The organism is Methanolobus sp. WCC1 (assembly GCF_045690315.1).
Lineage (GTDB): Archaea > Halobacteriota > Methanosarcinia > Methanosarcinales > Methanosarcinaceae > Methanolobus > Methanolobus tindarius.
The window spans coordinates 2,399,251-2,420,128 of the sequence record NZ_CP146979.1 but is presented as its reverse complement, the minus strand read 5'-3'; the positions used below and the strand labels follow the sequence as shown (position 1 = coordinate 2,420,128).

Here is a 20,878-nt window from a genome sequence, read left to right as displayed (position 1 = left end):
GTAGCATGTGTGGGTATGCAGATCTGCTAGATTAGCTATAATTACACCTTCGTACGTCTCGATGCATTTGCATTGAAATGAGCTAATATATAATTAATCTACATAAAATATATTGTTCAGGGAATCTATATATTGACAGGTAAATGCAGAGAAAAAGTAGATCAAACAAACAAAGACAAAGAAATTAAAAAAGGGATATGAGGGTGTGCCTCATATCATTCTGATACTATTTCGTCGTCGTTTCTTATGGCAGCAACGATCTCAACAGGATAGACAAAGATTTTACCGTCACCAAATTTCCCGGTTCTGGCACTCTTTCTGACTATCTCAATGATAGGTCTTACATCCTCATCACCGACAACCATTTCTATCTCAGTCTTTGGGATCATGTCCACTTTGATCTGCTTACCTCTATACTGGAGACAGATACCTTTTTGCGCTCCACGACCTTTAACCTCTGTAACGGTCATTGCAAAGTAACCTTTCTCTTCCAGTGCTGCCTTTACGTCTTCGAGCTTTTCCGGACGAATTACTGCTTTTACTGTCTTCATTCATACCACCTCAGGCTGTTGTGGATTCTCCATGCTGGGAGATATCAAGTCCAACATATTCTTCTTCTTCGGTTACACGCAATCCCATTGTCTTGTCAATTATTACAGCAAGTATGTAGGTCATAACAAATGCATATATCATTGCAACGGATGCGTCAAGAAGCTGTATAAGGAACTGGTGTGTGTTTCCGTAGATAAGTCCGTCGACTCCACCCACTGCTGCACTTGCAAAGATTCCTGTTGCAATTGCACCCCAGAATCCTCCCATACCATGTACTGCCCATGCATCAAGGCTCTCATCAAGTCCCTTGCGTACACGGAACAGAAGTGCTCCGTAACAGAGAAGTCCGGCAAAACCACCAATGATGATAGCAGCCATTGGTCCTACAAAACCGGATGCCGGTGTGATGGCTACAAGACCTGCTACGGCTCCACTGATAAGACCCAGTGAACTTGGCTTTCCCTTTATCCATGAAGCGAGCATCCATGTAATTGCTCCTGATGCTGCGGATACGTTGGTGACTACAAGTGCATTTACTGCAAGTCCGTCTGCTGCAAGTGCGCTTCCTGCGTTAAATGCGAACCAGCCGAACCAGAGCATTGCTCCTCCAAGAAGGGTTGTTGTAATGTTTTCTGCTTCCATGCTGTACTTGCCAAAGCCCATACGGTTACCTATAACAAGTGCAAGTGCCAGGGCACCAAATCCTGAACTTATGTGTACGACTGTACCGCCGGCAAAATCAAGAGCACCGAGCTCTCCTGCCCAGCCGCCTCCCCATGCCCAGTGGGCAAGAGGATCATAGACTATTGTTGTCCAGAGGACACCAAGTACCATGAATGAACTTAATTTTACACGTCCTGCTACACCTGATGTAAGAATTGCCAGTGTAACACCTGCAAAAACAAGCTGGAATACCATGAACAGCATGTCAGGAATGCCGTCGCCGCCAAGACCTACGCCTGCAAGACAGAGGTGATCCAGACCTCCGATGAATCCTGAAATATCAGAACCGAAGGAAAGTGTGTACCCTACTGTTACCCACTGGATACTCACAAGAGCAAATGAAATGAAAGACATTGCTATCATGGATATTATGTTTTTACTACGTACCATTCCGCCGTAAAAGAGCCCGACCCCCGGGGTCATGAGCATTACCATAGCGGTACAGATGATAATAAAGGCAGTATCTCCTGTGTCGATTGCCACTTAGATCACCTGTTTTTCGAGAATGTATTCTATAATTTCTTCCATAGTTCCACCTATGTTTAAATAATGTTAATCGGATATCTGCAATACTATTCCCCTTTCCGATGTGCATATACTTAAATATATCGATTAGGTATCCATCATTTTCTGCATTTTGGTAAAAGCATTTGGTATAACTCGATATTCAGGCAGAACTGTATCTTTGAAGATTCGGAGCACTTCTATTGTTAGCACAAAAACCGGGATAGTATAAAAGAAAAATAGCGTTTTTCCAGTATGGCGTTGGAAGTTTCAAAGATGTTACTTATAGAATGCCGTCTTTTTGATTGATTATTGTAATAACGGCATCATTTTAGGCATAATTCTTCTGTTTGTGAACTTCATTATTAGGGTTTTAGGCTATTTTTGATTGAGTTCATTTTAGATAAAGTAAACAATAAAATAAGGAAATAAAAAAAGAAAAGTGCCAAACTTAAGGTTGTTGAATATTCAGGGAATAAATGGACTAGTGCATAATATATTGCTGACATTACAATTGTTGAATATAGAATTTTGCGCTTCAATGGAATATACTCATCAGCGGTAAATGGGTTATCGTCTATTTTTTTTGTCAGTCCTTTTTCTATTGTTGCCCTCATTTCCTGATTTGCTTCAATGACAAAAGTGCCAATATATCCACAGCGTTTGCAGTGATAAATTGGACCGAGTTTCATTCCAGTTTCATAATAAAGTCCGGTGTATCCACAATTAGGGCAACACAAATACATATCATCTTCATGATTGTTAACTTCTGGTATCGGCATGAATATAAAACCTAAATAACTAATTAATACAAATAGAACAGTATGTTCCAATTACTTAAAATTTTTCGTTAATCCTGTGAATGTTTTAAAATAGTAAGAACTGATGATTTTCCTTTATTTGGCGAAACTGGAAAAATAATATTGCATTTATTTTCTAGTAAGCAAAAGTAATGTCTGGTCCAAAAAAATTAAACACTTTGTGATGGGCGCACATAAAAAATGGTTTTAAGGACGAGAATAATTGATCATTCAACTATTCATGACAGGTCAAAAATTGCCCATACAAAGCCTATTTATTGGTAGATTAACTATAGCAGAGTCATACCGTTAATTTAAATGATATCTATAATATGTCTGTATATAGATATGTTTAGACATCAATTTCATGGAGATTTAATAAATGGCAATTCATCCTATAGAATACCGTTACGGCACAGATGAAATGAAATTCGTCTGGAGCGAGGCTAACCGCCTGGAAAAAATAATGAAAGCTGAGGCTGCTCTTGCCAGGGCTGAAGCAGACATCGGACTTATTCCTAAGGAAGCTGCAGATATTATAGAAAGCAGCATAGGTTCTGTGGAACTTGAAAGGGTAAAAGAGATCGAGGACGAGATCCACCACGATATGATGGCTGTTGTACTTGCCATCTCTGAGAAGTGTGAAGAGAACGCTGATAAGTGGGTTCACTTCGGAGCAACTTCCAATGATATGCTTGACACTGCAACAGGCCTTCAGTTAAAGGAGGCAGTTGCTATTCTGGATGATAAGATTCGCAAGCTTCTGGATGTACTTCTTACACAGGCTGAAAACAACAAGAATCTTGTATGTGCAGGAAGAACACACGGACAGATAGGTGTCCCAACAACATACGGACTCAGGTTTGCAATATGGGCATCCGAGGTTGCAAGACATATCGAACGTCTGGAACAGCTCAAACCACGTCTTATCGTTGGCCAGATGACCGGTGCCGTAGGTACCCAGGCAGCATTCGGTAAGGATGGAATTGAAATCCAGAAAAAAGTCATGGAGTATCTTGAGATTGGCTCAGTTGACGTTTCAAACCAGATCATCCAGAGAGACCGCCACGCAGAATTTGTCATGTGGATGGCAAACACCGTAACAACCCTTGATAAAATTGCAGTTGAGATCCGCTCTCTCCAGAGGAGCGAGATTGCAGAAGTTGAGGAAAGTTTCAGGAAAAAGCAGGTTGGCTCTTCAACAATGCCACACAAGCGTAATCCTATCAAGTCAGAGCAGATTTGCGGTCTTGCAAGAATTGTCCGTGCAATGATCGAGCCTGAACTCCAGAACAACACACTCTGGGATGAAAGGGATCTTACAAACTCATCATGTGAAAGAGTTGTTTTCCCTGAAGCATGTGTACTGACAGATCATATCATCAAACTTGCCATCGGTGTAATCGAGAACCTCAGGTTCTATCCTGAGAACATCCGCCGCAACCTTGACCTTCTCAGAGGTCTGAATATGGGCGAAGCAGTAATGATCGAGCTTGCAATGCGCGGTGTAGGTCGCCAGGAAGCTCACGAGATTGTACGTTCCAGTGCAATGGAATCCCATGAAAGCGGAAAGCACTTTAAGGATGTACTTCTGGCAAACACAGAAGTTGCAAATTATCTGAGTGAAGAAGACATCATCAACCTTGTAGACTCGGACAAGTACATCGGCACTGCCGTTGAACAGGTTGAAATGGTAGTCGCAAAACTGAAGAGATAATTTTCTCTTCTAAGTTTCATATCATTGTATCGCATTCAGGTACATTGATATGTTTTTTAATTTCTGATTTTATCACTTCTATCTCGTTTTCAATAATTTCAAGCATTTCTGGAATACTTTCTACTCCATTCTCAACAGAGTCTTCCAGTTCCTTTGCCATGTTGGCAAGAATATTGAAACCAATATTAAGTGAAACACCTTTCATTCTGTGAGCAGTTTCCTTCACACCACAAAAATCCTGTTCTGTGTATTTATCGTTGATTTCTTCAAAATTTGAAGAGACTGACCTCAGTGCCATTGTACTGAGTCTTTTATATGTCTCATCATCACCTGCAATGGTATTCATAAGTCTTGCTTTGTCAAAGTGGACAGGTTCATTCCTATTTTCAGATTCAGTGAATTCTGCATTTTTGACCTCTTCCGCATCATCGCTTTTTTCGTTATATAGCCATCTGTTAAGGATATCATATATAACATCTGATACCACAGGTTTTGTAATATAATCATCCATGCCTGAATGGATGCACATTTCTTTTTCACCTTTAAACGCACTGGCTGTCAAAGCTACAATAGGGACATGTCCACCAATCTCGTTTTCAACTTCCCTGATTTTCATAGAAGCATCGTGTCCGTTCATTTCAGGCATCTGCACATCCATGAAGATCATGTCAACTTCTTTTTGTCCTTTTTTCTTTCCATTCAGGAAAATTTTTACAGCTTCTATGCCGTTTTCAGCTTTGAGTATCTCAGCTTCCGGCAGGAAATCAGAGATAATGATGCATGCAAGTTCCATGTTTGTTTCATTGTCTTCAGCAACAAGTATGGAACATTTCCTGATTTCATTGCATTTTCTGGCAATGTTGTGACAAGGTGATTTATTTTCAGACTCTTTAATTGATTTTTCAACAGGCAGAGTTACCCTGAAAGAAAATGTACTTCCTTTTCCGAAATTACTTTCAAGCTCCAGTTTTGAATCCATCATTTGCAGAAGGCTGTTGGATATTGTAAGCCCAAGCCCGGTTCCTCCATATTTACGTGTGATAGAACCATCTGCCTGTGAGAATGATTCGAATATCAGTTTTTTCTTATCGTTTTCAATTCCAATGCCAGTGTCAATAACGGAAAATATAAACTCCATTTCATTATCAGTATCTGGTAAAGGATTTGTTTCAACTCTAAGTTCAATTTCACCTTCTTCTGTAAATTTGATGGCATTACTAAGGAGGTTAACAAGTACCTGACGCAGCCTCAGATGATCAACAGTAACATGGAATGGGAGTTCATCCGGTATAGTAAGTTTGAGATCAAGTCCTTTTTCCTGTGCACGATATTGTACAATATCCGTTATAGTATCAAGCAATTCTGCAATTTCAGTCCTTTCAGGATCAAGTTCAAGCTTACCGGCTTCAATTTTTGAAAAGTCAAGTACATCATTGATAATATCAAGCAATGAATTTGCAGATGTATAAACAGTCTGCATATAACGTTCTTGTTTATTACTGAGTTCAGTCTGCATAAGAATATCTGAAAAACCTATTATACCATTAAGGGGAGTTCTGATTTCATGGCTCATATTGGCAAGGAACTCGCTTTTTGCACGGTTTGCCATTTCTGCCTGTGCAGTCATAAATTGTGCTCTTGCGGTTGCTTCTTCAAGTTCATGATTTGTCTGAAGCAAAATTTCCTCTGCATTTTTGCTTTCTGTGATGTCCCTTAATATTATCATTTGGCCCACAATATAATTATCATCACTGTACATAGGCAGGAAATCTATTTTTAGCCAGATAGTATTTCCATTATTTTCTTTCATTGGGACTTCAATACTATTTTTTTCAGCAGAGTTATGCTTGGCAATGTCAAGTTCTGGCCAGCATTCCATAAGAACAGTAATATTCTTCCCAATATCTTCAGATGATATTCCCAGAAACTGTTTAGCAGATCCATTGCAATCTACAATCCTCTGCATCTGGTCAAGAACGATTACACCATCAGGTATTTTATCAAAAAGTGCACTGCGGGCCATTGGTGCGATATCCAGTAGCTTATACCGGGTTAGTCCCATGTATATTACCAGTCCGCAAAACGCAAGAGAATAAGGAATTGCATCAAGACCTTCAGGAAACATTCCAGCTACATAAAGAAGAAGCACCATAAACGGTATTAAGATACCAGCCATAACAATGGATATTTGTTTTCTTAGGGCAGGGATTACCTCAAGCCACATTTTCAGCATGAGTAATATGCTAAACATTATACATAGTACATTGTAGAATTCCTGTACTGCATACCATATGCCTGGCTCAAAGCTAAGTGCCGGGAAAAGAGTATTAGTACTCATCATCAGGTTCTGGTTGTAAAGTGAATGTCTCTCTGTGGTGAATACCAGTATCATTGTTATCAACGGCACCGTAAAAATGGATACAATAATGGGTGCTGTTAACCATTGTTTCTTTCCTGTGTATTTTATTGAAAATGTAAGTAAAAAAGCAGGGATAAAAGGAATACCAATGTATTCCAGTTTATAGAAAATCAATGCTGTGTCAAAGTTTGTAGATGAAATTTCAAGTGAATAAAACAGTGAATAGATTATTGTTGCAATCAACATTAATGAGAAACAGGTTGTTCCATTTGCTTCTTTATGTTTTCTTGCATGAAATAGTAGTGCACTGAGAATTGTTATCAGTACTATCAGTGGTAGTGCAAAGTAGTTAAGATACATATTTATTTATCTATGATTTGTATTAAACAGACTCATTTTGATAGTGAGTCTTTCTTATGTTTTTTTAGAATTATTGAAGGTATCAACTACATATAGTAATTCAAAATATATAAACTAATATTATATTTGTTTGGCGTTATGTTGTATACTAATATGTCTATTGATGGTGATATTTTTAGCAATCGTCAATATGCGCATTGTTGCACATCTCTAAAAAATAAATAAATAAATAAATAAATGGGAATATTTCATTCTAACATTTTCTTCAGGAATTGTCCGGTATAGGAAATATTATTCTCCGATACTTCTTCAGGTGTTCCCTGTGCGATGATTTCTCCACCGCGGTCTCCGCCCTCTGGACCAAGGTCAATTATCCAGTCTGCAGTTTTGATGACATCCAGATTATGCTCGATGACAATTACTGTGTTACCTGCATCAACAAGTCTCTGCAGCACTTCAAGGAGCTTTTTAACGTCATCAAAATGAAGTCCTGTTGTAGGTTCATCGAGTATGTAAACAGTCTTGCCTGTTGAACGCTTGCTCAGTTCCGTTGCTAGTTTTACTCTCTGGGCTTCTCCACCGGATAATGTAGTAGATGACTGTCCAAGTTTAATGTATCCAAGGCCGACATCGTTTAATGTTTCAAGTTTCCTGCTGATTTTTGGTACATTCTCGAAGAACTCCAGAGCTTCCTCCACAGTCATATCAAGGACTTCGGCAATGTTTTTTTCCTTGTAAGTAACTTCCAGGGTTTCCCTGTTGTAGCGTTTTCCATGGCATACTTCACATGGAACATACACATCAGGCAGAAAATGCATTTCTATTGTAATTATACCGTCACCGGAACATGCTTCACAGCGTCCGCCACGGACATTGAAACTGAAACGTCCCGGTTTGTAACCCCTGGTACGTGCCAGCTTTGTCTGGGCAAAGAGTTCCCTGATTGGAGTAAAAAGATTTGTATAAGTTGCAGGATTGGATCTGGGTGTCCGTCCTATTGGTGACTGGTCGATTGTAATAACCTTGTCTACATTTTCCAGACCTTCAATTGAACTGTATTTTCCAGGAATGTCCCTGGCTTTATTAAGTTGCTTTGCAAGCACCTTGTTAAGTGTTTCATTGATAAGCGTACTTTTACCGGAACCTGATACACCGGTAACACAGACCAATATTCCAAGTGGGAATTCAACATCCACATTTTTGAGGTTGTTCTGGCTTGCACCTCGAAGTATCATTGTGCCTGTAGGTTCCCTTCTTGTTTCAGGTATTTCAATCCTGATTTTTCCACTGAGATATTTTCCGGTAGTGGAATCCTTGTTTTTCATTATCTGTTTAGGAGTCCCTTCGGCAACAATTTCTCCTCCGTGGATTCCTGCTCCGGGCCCCATATCGACAACATAGTCAGAGTTGCATATGGTTTCCTCATCATGTTCAACTACAAGGACTGTATTTCCGATATCCCTTAGATGCTTCAGGGTTGTTATAAGCCTTAGATTGTCTCTCTGGTGAAGGCCAATACTCGGCTCGTCCAGAATGTAGAGCACACCCATAAGACTTGATCCAATTTGTGTTGCAAGCCTGATACGCTGTGCTTCACCACCGGAAAGTGTGGCTGCTGAACGGCTAAGTGTAAGGTAATCAAGCCCTACGTCAACAAGGAATCCAAGTCTTGCTTTTATTTCCTTGAGTATAAGACGGGCAATAGTGTATTCTCTTTCATTGAGCTTTGGTTCAAGTTCCTTGAAGAATTCCAGAGCTTCTTCCACAGACATTTCTGTGGTATCAATAATATTCCTGCCGTCAATGGTTACTGCAAGTGTGACAGGTTTTAGTCTTTTCCCGTGGCATGTAAGACATGGCTTGGTACTGATGTACCGGCTCATTCTTTCCTTACTGTTCTCGGATTCAGTTCCTTCATAGATTTTTGAAAGGTTAGCAATAACTCCCTTGAAGCGTCCTTTGTGTTTCCACATTCCACCGTTTCTTCCAACATGAACAAACGGAATAAGCTCCTCGCTTCCGTAGAATATAATGTGTTGAATTCCAGAGTCAAGTTCCTCAAATGGTACATCCATTGAGAATCCAAGATGATCTGCAAGAGATTGAAGTGATTGCATGTAGTACCCATCTTTTTTCTTGCTGTACCAGGGTTCTACAGCTCCTTCATTCAGGGTGAGCTTTTTATCAGGGACTATTAAGTCAGGGTCAAATTCCATTGAAGTTCCAAGACCGTGACACTCAGGACATGCACCCTGCGGGCTGTTAAATGAGAATGCCGCTGGTTCCATTTCCTCAAAGCCTATACCACATGAAGTACATGCCAGTTTTTCACTGAATGTAAGTTCTTCCCCGTCAAGTACCTGAACTGTGATAGTCCCACCACTTTTCTCAAGTGCTGTTTCCACGGAATCTGAAAGTCTTTCCTCAATTCCTTCTTTAATCACAAGCCTGTCGACAACGATTTCGATATTGTGTTTGAAATAACGCCCGAGTTCAATGTCTTCGGCATCTTCGAGCAGGTGAATCTCACCATCAACACGTACTCTTGTGAAACCTTCGCTGCGAAGGTCCAGAAGTAGTTTCTTGTATTCTCCTTTCCTTTCCCTGACAAGTGGGGCAAGTACGTGTATTTTTGTTCCCTCACGCATGTTCATTATGCTGTCAACTATCTGGTCAACACTCTGGGTTTCAATTATACGTCCGCAATCAGGGCAGTGCCTGATACCTATGCGGGCAAAGAGCAGTCTCAGGTAGTCATAGATTTCAGTGACGGTTCCTACGGTAGATCGGGGATTTTTGCTTGTAGTTTTCTGCTCGATGGAAATTGCAGGTGAGAGTCCTTCAATATACTCCACATCCGGTTTTTCCATAAGACCGAGGAACTGCCTTGCGTATGCTGAAAGAGATTCAACATACCTGCGCTGTCCTTCAGCGTAAATAGTATCAAAAGCAAGCGATGATTTTCCAGACCCGCTAAGTCCTGTGATAACTATAAGTTTATCACGTGGCAGAGTTAGGTCAATATTCTTAAGATTGTGCTCCTTGGCACCCTTTATCCTGATGCTGCTCAATGACATTGTCTACTCTGATGCCTTACTAATAAGTATAGTTTGTGGTATGGCGAACAAATTTCAGAAAAATGCCTGCTTTTTTCTTTTATCTCTGGAAGCAGCACTCTTTTTCTGAATACTCCTGATTGTTGTTATCAGTTTTACTCTTTTCTCAAACTCTGTCATATATTGCTAATTGTAGAATTTTGTATTTAACGAAGATGTAAGCAGGGTGAAAGTATTATTACATAATCAGTTACTCAGTATTCTGATTCAGCCGGAAGAATATACTTTCATTTCACTTTTTTACTTTAATACAGAGAACCAAAAACAAAATCATTATGGCAATTGCAGGAGGAATTAAAGAGGAGAAATCCATATTCAGCATGCTTGTAGTTGATGTGGGAGCTATAGTTGATACGGCTTCTGCAACATTTTCCGTTATGCTGCCTTCCTGTGTCAGCGTAGAAAAAAACGTTTTTTCTTCCAGACTATCTGCAACTACTAAAGTCAGGGTACTGGAATTGACAGTACTTTCATTATCTTCCACTGTCAATGTTATTGTATAAGTCCCGGTTTTCCGGTAAATGTGGGAACAAACTCCATTATTGTTGCTTGCAGTGTCACCATCTCCAAAATCCCACATATAATGAACAATTAACCCATCCTCGTCACTTGAGTTTGTTCCGTAAATAGTTGTGCTAGTATTTACAAGAACTTTTTCAGGAGCTGTAATCACAGCTATTGGAGCATTATTAAACCCACCATTAATTACGCTGTAATTTTGGCTCTGTAGAAAACCTACTTCGGATTTTATTTTAGCATACTAATTTAAAAATAATAAATCCCCTGAGTATTACTTACCACAGAAAACACATAGGGGATGATTGTGTTTTGTCTAATAAGTACTTAAAGTTTGTTGATACAGCGTTAGCTGTATCAGGAAACTCACACCTCCAGATATATAGCTGTAAATATTCTAAAAGAAAATACACTCAGCATCAGCTCTTGACATTGGTTTTGTTGAAAGAGTATCTTGATGAAGATTATCGGGATATCGTAGAAATTGTAGAATTAATGGATAAAGTTAAAGAGAGAATTGGACTAAAACAGATTCCACATTTTACTACTCTCCACAAATTCATTACAAGACTAAAATCTATCTACTTCAGTGGACTATTGCACCAAACACTAAAGCTGTTCTATTCCCATGGAGAACAAATAGAGATCACTGCTATTGATTCAAGCGGATTTACTAGTGGACATTGTAGCTATTATTATTCCTGGAGGACGGGAAAGAAGCGAAGATCTTTCCTGAAAACAAGTATCTCTGTTGATACTGGAAAGTTCATAATTACTGGATTCAGGATATCAGGTAAACCAGTTCATGATGCAAAGCATGCAATGGCATTGCTGCGGCAATGCCATAAAACTCGTAGATCAAAGTACTATGTGATGGATAAAGGATACGATTCTGAAAATATACATTCACTAACAAGAGAACAACTTGAATCCATAGCCATGATTCCTTTGAGACAAAGAAAGAGGAAGAGAATAAAAGGAGGGTACCGCAGAAAAATGGTATGGGAATTTGATAAAGATTTGTATCATAACAGAAATCTGGTTGAAACAATGTTCTCTGTCCTGAAAAGGAAATATGGTGAGGAAATAAGGGCAAAAAAGTATTGGAATCAACTGAAAGAAGTAAAATTCAAACTATTAGTGCATAACCTTGACAGATATGTCATGGTTATACTTATTGTCAAAATAAGGATTTCTACAGAGCCGTAATTTTTAATATTCTTGTAATTATTAATGCTTCCATAGTTGTTGATAATTCCGGGGATACGCTGGTAATCGTAATTAACAATGTTTCCGTAATTGTTGATTGTTCCATAGTTTATTATTTTTCCATAGTTTGTGAGAGTTCCATAGATTTCTGTTTGTGAACCTGAAGCAAATTCTATTTTAGCTCCCGCTTCTACGGTGAGACTTGCACCGGCTTCAATCATGAGGCTCTCTCCGGAATTCACCATAAGAGTTTCACCTGATTTTATTGTGATGTGGGTGTTTTCAGCTACAACTCCCGGGTTTGTTATTGTTTCCGGATTTGCATCTGCATCTGCAAATCCGGTTAATACTACGAGAAAGAATATTAAGATAGGGACGATTAATCTGTTTTTCATCATTTGCATCATATTTGCTTTTTGATTCTGAATTAAGTCGGTTGAATCAAATTCTATTTTTGAAACTCCACTCTCCTTTTTCTTAAAAATTAAGATGTATAAATAATGTATTTTTTAATTTAGATGTATTATCTTTGAGTGTAATGGTTAATAGATTACCTGAATGCAGACTCTTTTTGTGAGTCATAATTTTGTATCACATTAAAAAAGCTACAGTTTTCTAACGCTTATCTATATAAATCTATAGTAGATAATCTAAATATCCACAAAAAAGAGGATTTCATTATGAAGACACTCGTTACATACCTGACCCAGACCGGAAACACACAGAAGATTGCAGAATCCATTTATGGTGAACTTGAAGGCGAAAAAGACATCAAACCAATTAATGATGTTACAGACCTTGAAGGCTATGACCTTGCATTTATCGGATTCCCTGTTATGCAGTTTGACATTCCTCCTAAGGTGAAGTCATTCATAAGCGAGAAAACCGCCGGCAAGAACATTGCAATATTTATGACCCATGCAGTTCCTGAAGGCTTTGAGGCAATTCACTCATGGACAGGCTCATGCAAGGAAGCAGCAGCAGGTGCAAATGTTCTTGGTTCATTTGATTGCCAGGGAGAACTCGCACAGCCTGTTATCGACATGCTCCTTCAGGCAGATGATCCACAGATGAAAGCATTCGGTGAAATGGGCCCATCAACAAAAGGTCAGCCAGATGAATCCCGTATCCAGAAGGCAAAGGAATTCGCAAAGGCAATTCAGGCTAAATTATAATAACCTGTCTGACTTATCTTTATCTGGAAAAACGACAAACCAATCTAAACAAATTAGAGACCAACGGAGGGGATAATTAGTGACAGACCAGAAGAAAGCTCCAGTATTCTGTGAGAACTACTGTCTTGTATGCAGAGGTGCACGTGCCGGAAATGGCTTTTTCAAGGCTATCCAGAATCTTGAACTTAAGATTTTTGGCGCGAAAGGTTGTCCATGGGGCAAGGCAAGAACAGAATACTATGGCGTAACGCCTGACAAACCAATTCCAAAGTAATTCTCAAAAAATGAATAGGGGATGGGTCTTTATGATTCATCTCTTTCTCTGTTTTCTTTATTTTTAAGCTTATTAGATTTGCTTCAAAGCCTTTCTTCGACTATTTTGGCAATTCTCATAGCTTCATCCCGGTCTTTGCCTGTTTCATCTCTTACATTTATAGTTACCAATTCATTATTAGATGTCATGAATAATATGTTAGTACGTGAAATATCAGGTTCATCTAAGGAGGACTTTGTTTGATAATATCCATTAGTGCCAAAGTTGCAAGTATCATCTTCATATTCTGCCCACGGCAAGTTCGCATCCTGTGGGTCTAACTTTCTGAGAATTTCCATCCATTCTTTTCCGTTTTCAAACATTGCCTCCAGTCCTTCATCAGAATCATATCTTTCAATTTCAACGGCTACTGCATGTTGCCCGGATTCATCCATCCAATATGATTTCTCTCCAACATTGCGGGTACCTGATGGTAAAGCGTCTTTGTATGTACTCCCGGAAGAGGAGTTGTGAGTGTAAATGTCGCTTTCAGGAACTGCATAGAAATAATAGTTATCTAAATTAAGTCCCGGTACATCACTGGAGTCAATTATAACATCGGGAGTAATACCTGACTCCGAATAGTTTTCAGATACACTTTCATCTTCATCGCCAACACAGCCTGAAATGAGTAAACAGGCTAGTAAAATAAAAAGTATCAATGTCTTTTTTGTTTCCATTAAATTCATAACGTAGTATAACTTATTTATCATTGATAAAAATATTGTTAAAAAGTATACTACTGTTCTATATTAATGATGTGTGTAATGATGAAACGACGACAAATAACAATACGTGAAAGAATAATGGGTGGTGTAGGAGCCTTTCTTCTTTCTATAATCCTTATAATTTTCAGAGACGCTTTACCAGAACTACCCCAGTTTTATTTCTGGATGATACTTGGTCCTGTTATTTTTTTAGTGTTCCTTTTTGCTTATTTCTTATCAGGAATCATAGTTAAAGAAGATGAGGAAGTAAAAGAAATAGAATATAGAACTGATTTAAAAAGTACAGTAATTGCTATTTTCATCTGGTTTGCTGTTATGGTAACAACATACTTCTTAGATATTGAATTTAATCATTTAATGAATGAACTTGGTGGTATGGCAACTATTTTGGTAGTAATGTTGTACATGAGAAAAAAGTCGGATATTCCTGTTATATGAATCACGATTTGACAAGTGAAGGAAAAACGTTTGTTAGCATCTTGAAAAACCCTTTCTCATTTTAACTAATCTCCGTTTTACTGCAAGGCTATCCAGAACCTTGAACTTTGTTATTGAATGGTTGATTACTTCCTGTTTCGTCAAATAAAGGAAAAATGGTTTACTTGGAATTCATCACTTCTCAAATGAATTTTCAGAAAATAAAACACCGTATAAAAAAAGGTAGAGATAAGATGAATATTATCTCTTTGTAAATAGGTCTGTTAACTTATTTTGGACCTCTTCCATTTTAGCTGCATTGATTGTTCCTATTTTGTATATTATTATATCTTCTGCAGCTGTAAATATTTTATTTGTCCTAATAAGACTTTCTACCTTTAAAGAGCCTTCATCTAAATCTGCTTGACTTAACGGTACAGCGTATTCGTCTTGCCGATTCGAAGAAGTCGTTATTTGACTTAGTATTACATCGTCTCCTTCTAAATCAGCAATTACAAGTGCAGGACGTTTCTTAGTATTCGTCAAATCCGTAAACGGAAATGGAATTACTACTATCGAACCTTTATTCCAGTGACTCACTTTTTTTTCCTCTTATTTTTTGTTCATAGGTAGTTCCATGCTTCATCTTCTTCAGGAGTATCCCAAAGTTTGGAAAGGGCTTTTTGTGATGCTATCGCGGTATCCATCCGAGTCTCAATATCATCGAGCGGACGAATTTCTATACGATCATTTTTGGCTATGACTGCAACTTTGTTTCCGACTTCAAAAAGCCCTTTTCGCATGGCAGATGGGATTACAATTTGTCCCTTGCTTGTTATTGTTGCAGTGCGAATGTCTAATACAGACACAATTTATCCTCCTAGTGCTTCTGCTTCTTTTTTTTGTACCATGCACGCTTACATGTAGTTCATGTAAGACATGTAAGATATACTGTGTTTTATTATTATAAATAGTTAATCTCCATGACTGCAGAAGAGTCCATCAACTCCAAATCACAATAACTGATAAAATCAATTGATGAACTTGAGGAAGCAATAAACAATCTGGAAGAAAATTTCCGAAACATGTGAGATCAAATCAGCTTAGTGAGGAACATGATTACTTTGATTTGGTTTATGATAATTTTGAGAATATTATGGATTTCTGAACACACTAATAATGGAATACAGATACAGGAAACGCCAAGAAAAGGAAATAAAGAATTAACTCATAGGTGTTAATATGCATTTTTCAGAATTTGAGACCGTAAGAATAAAAAAAGACATACCAGAAGAAGGTATAAAAAAAGGAGATATTGGTGTTATTATTGAAGTTTATAGTAAACCATATGAAGCTTATGAAGTTGAATTTATGGCTGATGTGCATGATTTCAAACAAGTAGTGCTTTTGCCTGATGACATTGAAAAGTACCAAGCTTAGTAAATTCCTAAACACCCTAATTAAGGAAAGACTTCCAATGACTTTCTTAAAAACACTTTTTAATTTATATAGAAAATCTGTTTTATTGGTATCTTGCGAGGGTGAAGGAAATTTTTTTCCTATTATGCCAACTAATCGGAAATATTTGATAAGGTAAAACTGACAATCACACTTTAAGCCAATCACAAAAAAGAAACAAAATAAGAATCTGACACTGCCCTTAAGCAATGTCAAACAAATCTAATTCTTCAGTTCGCCTTAATATACTCAATCATCTTCGGTGTCAGCAGAGGTATGAGCTGCGGAAGCATGTTAGGCAGAAGATTACCCATTGCAGCCGGCATGAGGTCTGGCATCTGCTCGAGCATGTAATCCGGCATTGGGACTCTCTTTTCAACAGCCTTAAGCATCTTTGGCATGACCTTTGGCATAATTGAAGGCATAAGCATAGGCATCATTACTGGCATCATAGGCTTCATGAGTGAGTCCATTCCCGGCACGTACTTCACCGTCTTCATCATTGCCTGCATGTATGATGGCATGGCTCCAATCATATCAGGCAGCAGTTCAACCATCATCTCTGTCATGTTCTCAGGCTCCATCAGGTCGATCATCTTCTCGAAAACCGCCCATGCAGCAAGTGCATCGTTGGTGGTGTCAGGTATATCATATCCAAGACTGCGGGCTGCAAGTGCACCAAGGTCCTGGATCTCTACATTGACATTGTTCTCCCTTGCAGCTACCCTGAACTGGACAACACAGCACGGACAGAGTGCAGCCATAATGTCAGCATCCTGATCCACAGCCTCCTGCAAACGGACATTACCAATCTTCGATGCAACCTTCGGTTCGTCGATAAGTGTTACAACGGAACCACAACAGAGTGCTTTCTCACGGTTGTGCTCCATTTCCTTAAATTCAACACCTGGGATTGCCTTAAGCAGTTCACGTGGTGCATCATATACTCCTGCACCTGCCCTGCCAATGTGACATGAGTCATGCCATGCAACAGTCTTGTTCAGTGGCACCTTGAACTTCGGTTTGAGCACATCCAGCTTATCCATAAGCACTTCAGAATAATGCCTTGCCTCAATATCAAAATCCATTCCAAGCTTCTCAGCCCACTGTGGATAGATCGTCCTCCACATAAGCAGACATGCAGGACATGAAGTTACAACGGTCTTTGCACCTGCTTTCTGCATATTGGCAATATTCATTTTCAGGATTCTCTCAAACACATCCCACTTTCCGGCAACAAGCATGGGTATACCACAGCATGCTTCCTTATCACCAAGGGTTGTGAACTCAATTCCTGCCTCATCAAGCAGCCTTGCAGTTCCCACAGCAACATCCTTCTCAACAAAGGAGGCAGTACATCCTGCAAAGTAAGCAATTTCTGCCTTATCCTTTATTTTTGGCCTGAGATCATCAGGTATCCACTTATCCCTGTCAACCCTGTAATTCGCCCAGATGTTCCTCTGGTTGTCCAGACTCTGAGCCATGATTTCAAACGGAGGGATTGTCATCATACCTCTCTTCTGGACTAAATTCTCTCTCAGTGTCATCCACGAGCGTTCAATTGGCAGGTCAAGCTGACAATAATAGTCACACATTTCACAGGTTGTACATGCAAGGAATGTGTCAACCTGTTCTTGGTCAAGGGGCATTTTTCCTGCAAGGTATTCCTTAATGAAGAACCACTTTCCACGAGGCGACTGTGATTCCCAGCCACGACCGTAGTACTGGTCACATTCGTTAACACAATAACCGCACTGCGCGCAGGTGAATGCATGTGATATAATATCCCCGGGCAGTCCTTTTTCATCCTTGAATTCCTGGTGCCCTACTCCACACATGTTTCCGACCATACGTGCCATTGGCTCGAATGTTTTTGCCATGGAAAGTCCTGTATTAATCATGGATTTGCCTGTCATTGTTTCAGGGTTCATGATGTCATCAGGGTCAACCTCTTTCTTGAATTCATTTATGAGTTTGAACCGGTCCCTGTAAACCTTCTCAGCCTGACTTGCAAAATAAAGGCCGGAAGCGTAAATCCTTCCGCCATTCTCCTCTGCTATTTTTACAATACTCAGGGCAAGCGGGAAGGCAAGATTGTATTTAAAAGACCTTTCCGAGTGAGGCATGAAACAGAGCATGATGGCTTCTTCGCCTTTGGTGACCATTCCTTCAACAAGGACAGGCAAACCAATTTTCTTCTCAATTTCATTGAAAATAGTATCTATTTTGTCAACAGGAACAACAACTTCAGCCGGAATGAATGAAGGACCAAGTCTCTTTACTTTCATTGACCTGAACCATTCCTGTGTTTCATGCTCGGCAATTTCATCTGGCAGAATCTCTCCGCCTGCTTCCTTGATAATGCCTTCAAGTGCACTTACATCTCTTGATACTGGATAAGCAAAATTGCATATGTATGAAAGTGGCAGTTCGGGTCTGTGTTCATCAACAGTTTCCCCGTAGTGTGTTTTGTACGGAGCTTTGTTCTTCATATCAGCCCACTGCGGGTTTAAGAATGAGATTGCCCATACCGGGACTTTTTTCTCCCCGACCATCTTGATAGCCTTTTTCATTGAAGATGCATCAGGGAATTTTGCAGAGATTGCTCCAGTCTTTTCGTATTTCCTGAGTTTCAGGGTAATTTGCGTAATAATTCCGGTGGCTCCAAAGGTTCCGATTATCTTTCCCAGTTCCTCACCTGAGAAATCCTTCACTTCACCATTTGGAAGGACAACCCTTGCAGATTCCATGGTGTCCTGTGACCAGCCGTATTCGTAACTTCCATAGCCTACACCATTCTGGGCAAGCCAGCCACCAACGGTTGCAGACATTGCACTTGAAGGTACAGCCTGTACTGCAAGTCCTTCCTCGTTGAGCTTTTCCTCCAGGTTGTACCACACGGCACCTGCTCCCACGGTAACCCTGAGATTATCCTTGTCAAGATTGATTATATGTCTCATGGGAGTTACATCGGCAATAATTCCTCCTTTTGTAGGAATGATTCCACCGTACCCTGATGAGGCCCCTGCTCTTGGAACAACGGGTATTTTGTATTTACGTGCAAAATTAATAAGTTCGACAGCTTTTTCTTCATTCTTTACTTTTACAATTGCTGCGGGCTTGGACTTACCCACCATTGTTTTTATGAGTGAAGGTAATGCTCCCACATCATGTGAGTAAAAGTGTCTTTCCTTGTCTTTGAAATTGACCCCTCTGCCAAAAATATCGGAGAGTTCCTTTTTTTGTTGCTCACTTAGTTCAAATGTTGAATTTGCCATGATAAACCCCATAATATATATTGGATTCTTATATTTAAAATATTTTTAAAGACGTGTGATTATATGGTATCTCTATATGTCCCTATATATACTGACTTGAATACTTCCAAATAAACCTAAATTTAATCAGTTCCATAAGAACAATTATATTGATTACTGAATATCTTTAAGGTGGGATAATGTATGGATTTGCCTGACCACAAAACAAAGATCGTATGTACAATCGGCCCTGCAACCTCATCTCCGGAAATGATCAGGGAGCTCATTATTGCCGGAATGAATGTTGCCCGTCTGAACTTTTCTCATGGTGATATGGATGACCATCGCAAACTTATCAAGAGGATCAGGGATGCTGCTGATGAACTTAATCAGGTGGTTGCAATCATGGCGGATCTCCCGGGTCCGAAAATCAGGGTTGGTGTAATTGAAAATGAACCCATGATATTGAGAAAAAATGACCGGATTACTTTAACTACAAAGGATATTCTTGGAAAGGATTCAGTGATTCCTGTTCAGTATAAACAGATTGCAGATAGTGTTTTACCAGGCAGTCCGATTTATCTTAGTGATGGTTTTATTCAGCTCAATTGTGATGCAATAGAAAATGAGGATATTCATTGTAAAGTCGTTGTAGGCGGTCCGCTTTTCTCTAAAAAAGGTATTAACCTGCCCGGTTCAAAGATATATGTAAGTCCGATAACGGGAAAGGATCTTGAAATTATAGATTTTGCCTTGAAAGAAGGTATTAGCATATTCTGTCTTTCTTTTATAGAATCCAGAGATGATGTTGTACAGGCACGCAACTATATTGAATCAAAAGGAAAAACAGCATTCCTTGTTTCAAAAATAGAACGTGAGCAGGCAGTAAAGAATATTGATTCTATCTTGCAGGAGACCGATGCTATAATGGTAGCACGTGGTGATCTTGGAGTGGAGGTTCCTATTGAGGAAGTTCCTATCATACAAAAGAAGATCATCCACAAAGCAAATCTTCTCAGCAAACCAGTGATAACCGCCACACAAATGCTTGAGTCAATGATCAGTAACATCCGTCCTACAAGAGCTGAAGCAACAGATGTGGCAAATGCAATAATAGACGGCACAGATGCAGTTATGCTGTCTGGAGAAACTGCAGTAGGAAAATATCCTGTTGAAACAGTAAAGATGATGGCTACAATTGCAAAATCAACGGAAAAATGGCGTGATCACACCACTCTTGGGCTTGAGTTGATGACAAAAGCAATACATAAAATGAATCCGACTATCGAGGATGTAATCTCTATACAGGTCAATGAAGCTCTTCGCAGTCTCCCGGTTCGTTACGTAATAACTCCTACTGTATCCGGAAAAACTTCACGTTTGATATCCAGGTTCCGGCCAAATGTCTGGATATTGGCATTCAGCCGCAATTCACTGACGTGTGAACAGCTTACCTTGCAGTATGCGGTTTATCCTGTATTTGTCATATTGAAAGTCCATGAATGGGAAGCTACAATCATGGATTCCCTTAAAAGGCTGGGAAATATTGAACCTGGGGATCTGGTTCTTTTAACACAGGGGCAGGTTCCTGGTGGTGGTAGATCCGGTGGCACTAATTTCCTGAAGTTTATTGTTGCTGAATGATTTTTTTGTCAATTTGTAAATTCAGTTTCC

The 20,878-nt window shown here is 39.4% G+C and carries 18 protein-coding genes; 7 read left to right on the top strand and 11 right to left on the bottom strand.

Annotated features, from left to right (window positions below):
* Nucleotides 1-215: 215 nt before the first annotated feature.
* From V7O61_RS11395 to V7O61_RS11385, 3 genes are all read right to left on the bottom strand, one after another.
* The gene (locus V7O61_RS11395; protein WP_023845855.1) at nucleotides 216-551 is read right to left on the bottom strand and encodes a P-II family nitrogen regulator; all 336 of its coding nucleotides are present in this window, start codon (nucleotides 549-551) and stop codon (nucleotides 216-218) included.
* 10 nt (nucleotides 552-561) lie between these two features.
* Nucleotides 562-1,758 (bottom strand): ammonium transporter, encoded by a 1,197-nt coding sequence (locus V7O61_RS11390; RefSeq protein ID WP_023845856.1) that lies wholly within the window; start codon nucleotides 1,756-1,758, stop codon nucleotides 562-564.
* A 386-nt stretch (nucleotides 1,759-2,144) separates the two neighbouring features.
* Complete coding sequence (locus V7O61_RS11385) at nucleotides 2,145-2,612, bottom strand: hypothetical protein (protein ID WP_407347397.1); 468 nt, start codon at nucleotides 2,610-2,612, stop codon at nucleotides 2,145-2,147.
* Nucleotides 2,613-2,961: 349 nt separating this feature from the next.
* Here V7O61_RS11385 and purB point away from each other — a divergent pair, with 349 nt between their 5' ends.
* Nucleotides 2,962-4,296, top strand: a complete 1,335-nt coding sequence (purB, locus tag V7O61_RS11380) for an adenylosuccinate lyase (RefSeq protein WP_407281728.1) — start codon at nucleotides 2,962-2,964, stop codon at nucleotides 4,294-4,296.
* A 16-nt stretch (nucleotides 4,297-4,312) separates the two neighbouring features.
* Here the strand turns inward: purB and V7O61_RS11375 are convergent, their stop codons facing one another.
* From V7O61_RS11375 to V7O61_RS11365, 3 genes are all read right to left on the bottom strand, one after another.
* Nucleotides 4,313-7,015, bottom strand: a complete 2,703-nt coding sequence (locus tag V7O61_RS11375) for a histidine kinase N-terminal 7TM domain-containing protein (protein WP_407281729.1) — start codon at nucleotides 7,013-7,015, stop codon at nucleotides 4,313-4,315.
* A 248-nt stretch (nucleotides 7,016-7,263) separates the two neighbouring features.
* Nucleotides 7,264-10,092 carry an excinuclease ABC subunit UvrA gene (gene uvrA, locus V7O61_RS11370; RefSeq protein WP_023845860.1) on the bottom strand — a complete coding sequence of 943 codons (2,829 nt, stop codon included), beginning with the start codon at nucleotides 10,090-10,092 and terminating at the stop codon, nucleotides 7,264-7,266.
* 271 nt (nucleotides 10,093-10,363) lie between these two features.
* Entirely contained in the window at nucleotides 10,364-10,804 is a 441-nt protein-coding gene (locus tag V7O61_RS11365) for a PKD domain-containing protein (RefSeq protein ID WP_407281730.1), read from the bottom strand.
* Between the two features lie 155 nt (nucleotides 10,805-10,959).
* On the opposite strand from V7O61_RS11365, the gene V7O61_RS11360 reads away from it, so the two are divergent.
* Entirely contained in the window at nucleotides 10,960-11,856 is an 897-nt protein-coding gene (locus V7O61_RS11360; RefSeq protein ID WP_407281566.1) for an IS5 family transposase, read from the top strand.
* Here V7O61_RS11360 and V7O61_RS11355 read toward each other — a convergent pair.
* Nucleotides 11,757-12,254 (bottom strand): hypothetical protein, encoded by a 498-nt coding sequence (locus V7O61_RS11355; protein WP_407281731.1) that lies wholly within the window; start codon nucleotides 12,252-12,254, stop codon nucleotides 11,757-11,759. The genes V7O61_RS11360 and V7O61_RS11355 overlap by 100 nt on opposite strands.
* A 282-nt stretch (nucleotides 12,255-12,536) precedes the next feature.
* Between V7O61_RS11355 and V7O61_RS11350 the strand changes: the two genes are divergently transcribed.
* Both V7O61_RS11350 and V7O61_RS11345 read left to right on the top strand, forming a co-directional pair.
* Nucleotides 12,537-13,031, top strand: a complete 495-nt coding sequence (locus V7O61_RS11350) for a flavodoxin family protein (RefSeq protein WP_407281732.1) — start codon at nucleotides 12,537-12,539, stop codon at nucleotides 13,029-13,031.
* Between the two features lie 79 nt (nucleotides 13,032-13,110).
* Nucleotides 13,111-13,305 carry a hypothetical protein gene (locus V7O61_RS11345; RefSeq protein WP_023845863.1) on the top strand — a complete coding sequence of 65 codons (195 nt, stop codon included), beginning with the start codon at nucleotides 13,111-13,113 and terminating at the stop codon, nucleotides 13,303-13,305.
* A gap of 83 nt (nucleotides 13,306-13,388) precedes the next feature.
* Here the strand turns inward: V7O61_RS11345 and V7O61_RS11340 are convergent, their stop codons facing one another.
* Nucleotides 13,389-14,024: a hypothetical protein gene (locus tag V7O61_RS11340; protein WP_407281733.1), complete on the bottom strand. Its 636-nt coding sequence runs from the start codon at nucleotides 14,022-14,024 to the stop codon at nucleotides 13,389-13,391.
* Nucleotides 14,025-14,150: 126 nt separating this feature from the next.
* Between V7O61_RS11340 and V7O61_RS11335 the strand changes: the two genes are divergently transcribed.
* Nucleotides 14,151-14,510 (top strand): hypothetical protein, encoded by a 360-nt coding sequence (locus V7O61_RS11335; RefSeq protein ID WP_407281734.1) that lies wholly within the window; start codon nucleotides 14,151-14,153, stop codon nucleotides 14,508-14,510.
* A gap of 240 nt (nucleotides 14,511-14,750) precedes the next feature.
* On the opposite strand, the gene V7O61_RS11330 is transcribed toward V7O61_RS11335, so the two are convergent.
* Both V7O61_RS11330 and V7O61_RS11325 read right to left on the bottom strand, forming a co-directional pair.
* Nucleotides 14,751-15,089 (bottom strand): type II toxin-antitoxin system PemK/MazF family toxin, encoded by a 339-nt coding sequence (locus tag V7O61_RS11330; protein ID WP_288069851.1) that lies wholly within the window; start codon nucleotides 15,087-15,089, stop codon nucleotides 14,751-14,753.
* A 23-nt stretch (nucleotides 15,090-15,112) separates the two neighbouring features.
* Entirely contained in the window at nucleotides 15,113-15,358 is a 246-nt protein-coding gene (locus tag V7O61_RS11325) for an AbrB/MazE/SpoVT family DNA-binding domain-containing protein (RefSeq protein ID WP_288069849.1), read from the bottom strand.
* Nucleotides 15,359-15,731: 373 nt separating this feature from the next.
* Between V7O61_RS11325 and V7O61_RS11320 the strand changes: the two genes are divergently transcribed.
* Complete coding sequence (locus tag V7O61_RS11320) at nucleotides 15,732-15,929, top strand: DUF4926 domain-containing protein (protein ID WP_407281735.1); 198 nt, start codon at nucleotides 15,732-15,734, stop codon at nucleotides 15,927-15,929.
* A gap of 248 nt (nucleotides 15,930-16,177) precedes the next feature.
* Here the strand turns inward: V7O61_RS11320 and V7O61_RS11315 are convergent, their stop codons facing one another.
* A complete protein-coding gene (locus V7O61_RS11315; RefSeq protein WP_407281736.1) occupies nucleotides 16,178-19,225 on the bottom strand; it encodes an FAD-binding and (Fe-S)-binding domain-containing protein in 3,048 nt (1,015 codons plus the stop codon).
* Nucleotides 19,226-19,408: 183 nt separating this feature from the next.
* On the opposite strand from V7O61_RS11315, the gene pyk reads away from it, so the two are divergent.
* Nucleotides 19,409-20,848, top strand: coding sequence for a pyruvate kinase (gene pyk, locus V7O61_RS11310; protein WP_023845870.1), 1,440 nt, complete (start codon nucleotides 19,409-19,411; stop codon nucleotides 20,846-20,848).
* Nucleotides 20,849-20,878 lie beyond the last annotated feature (30 nt).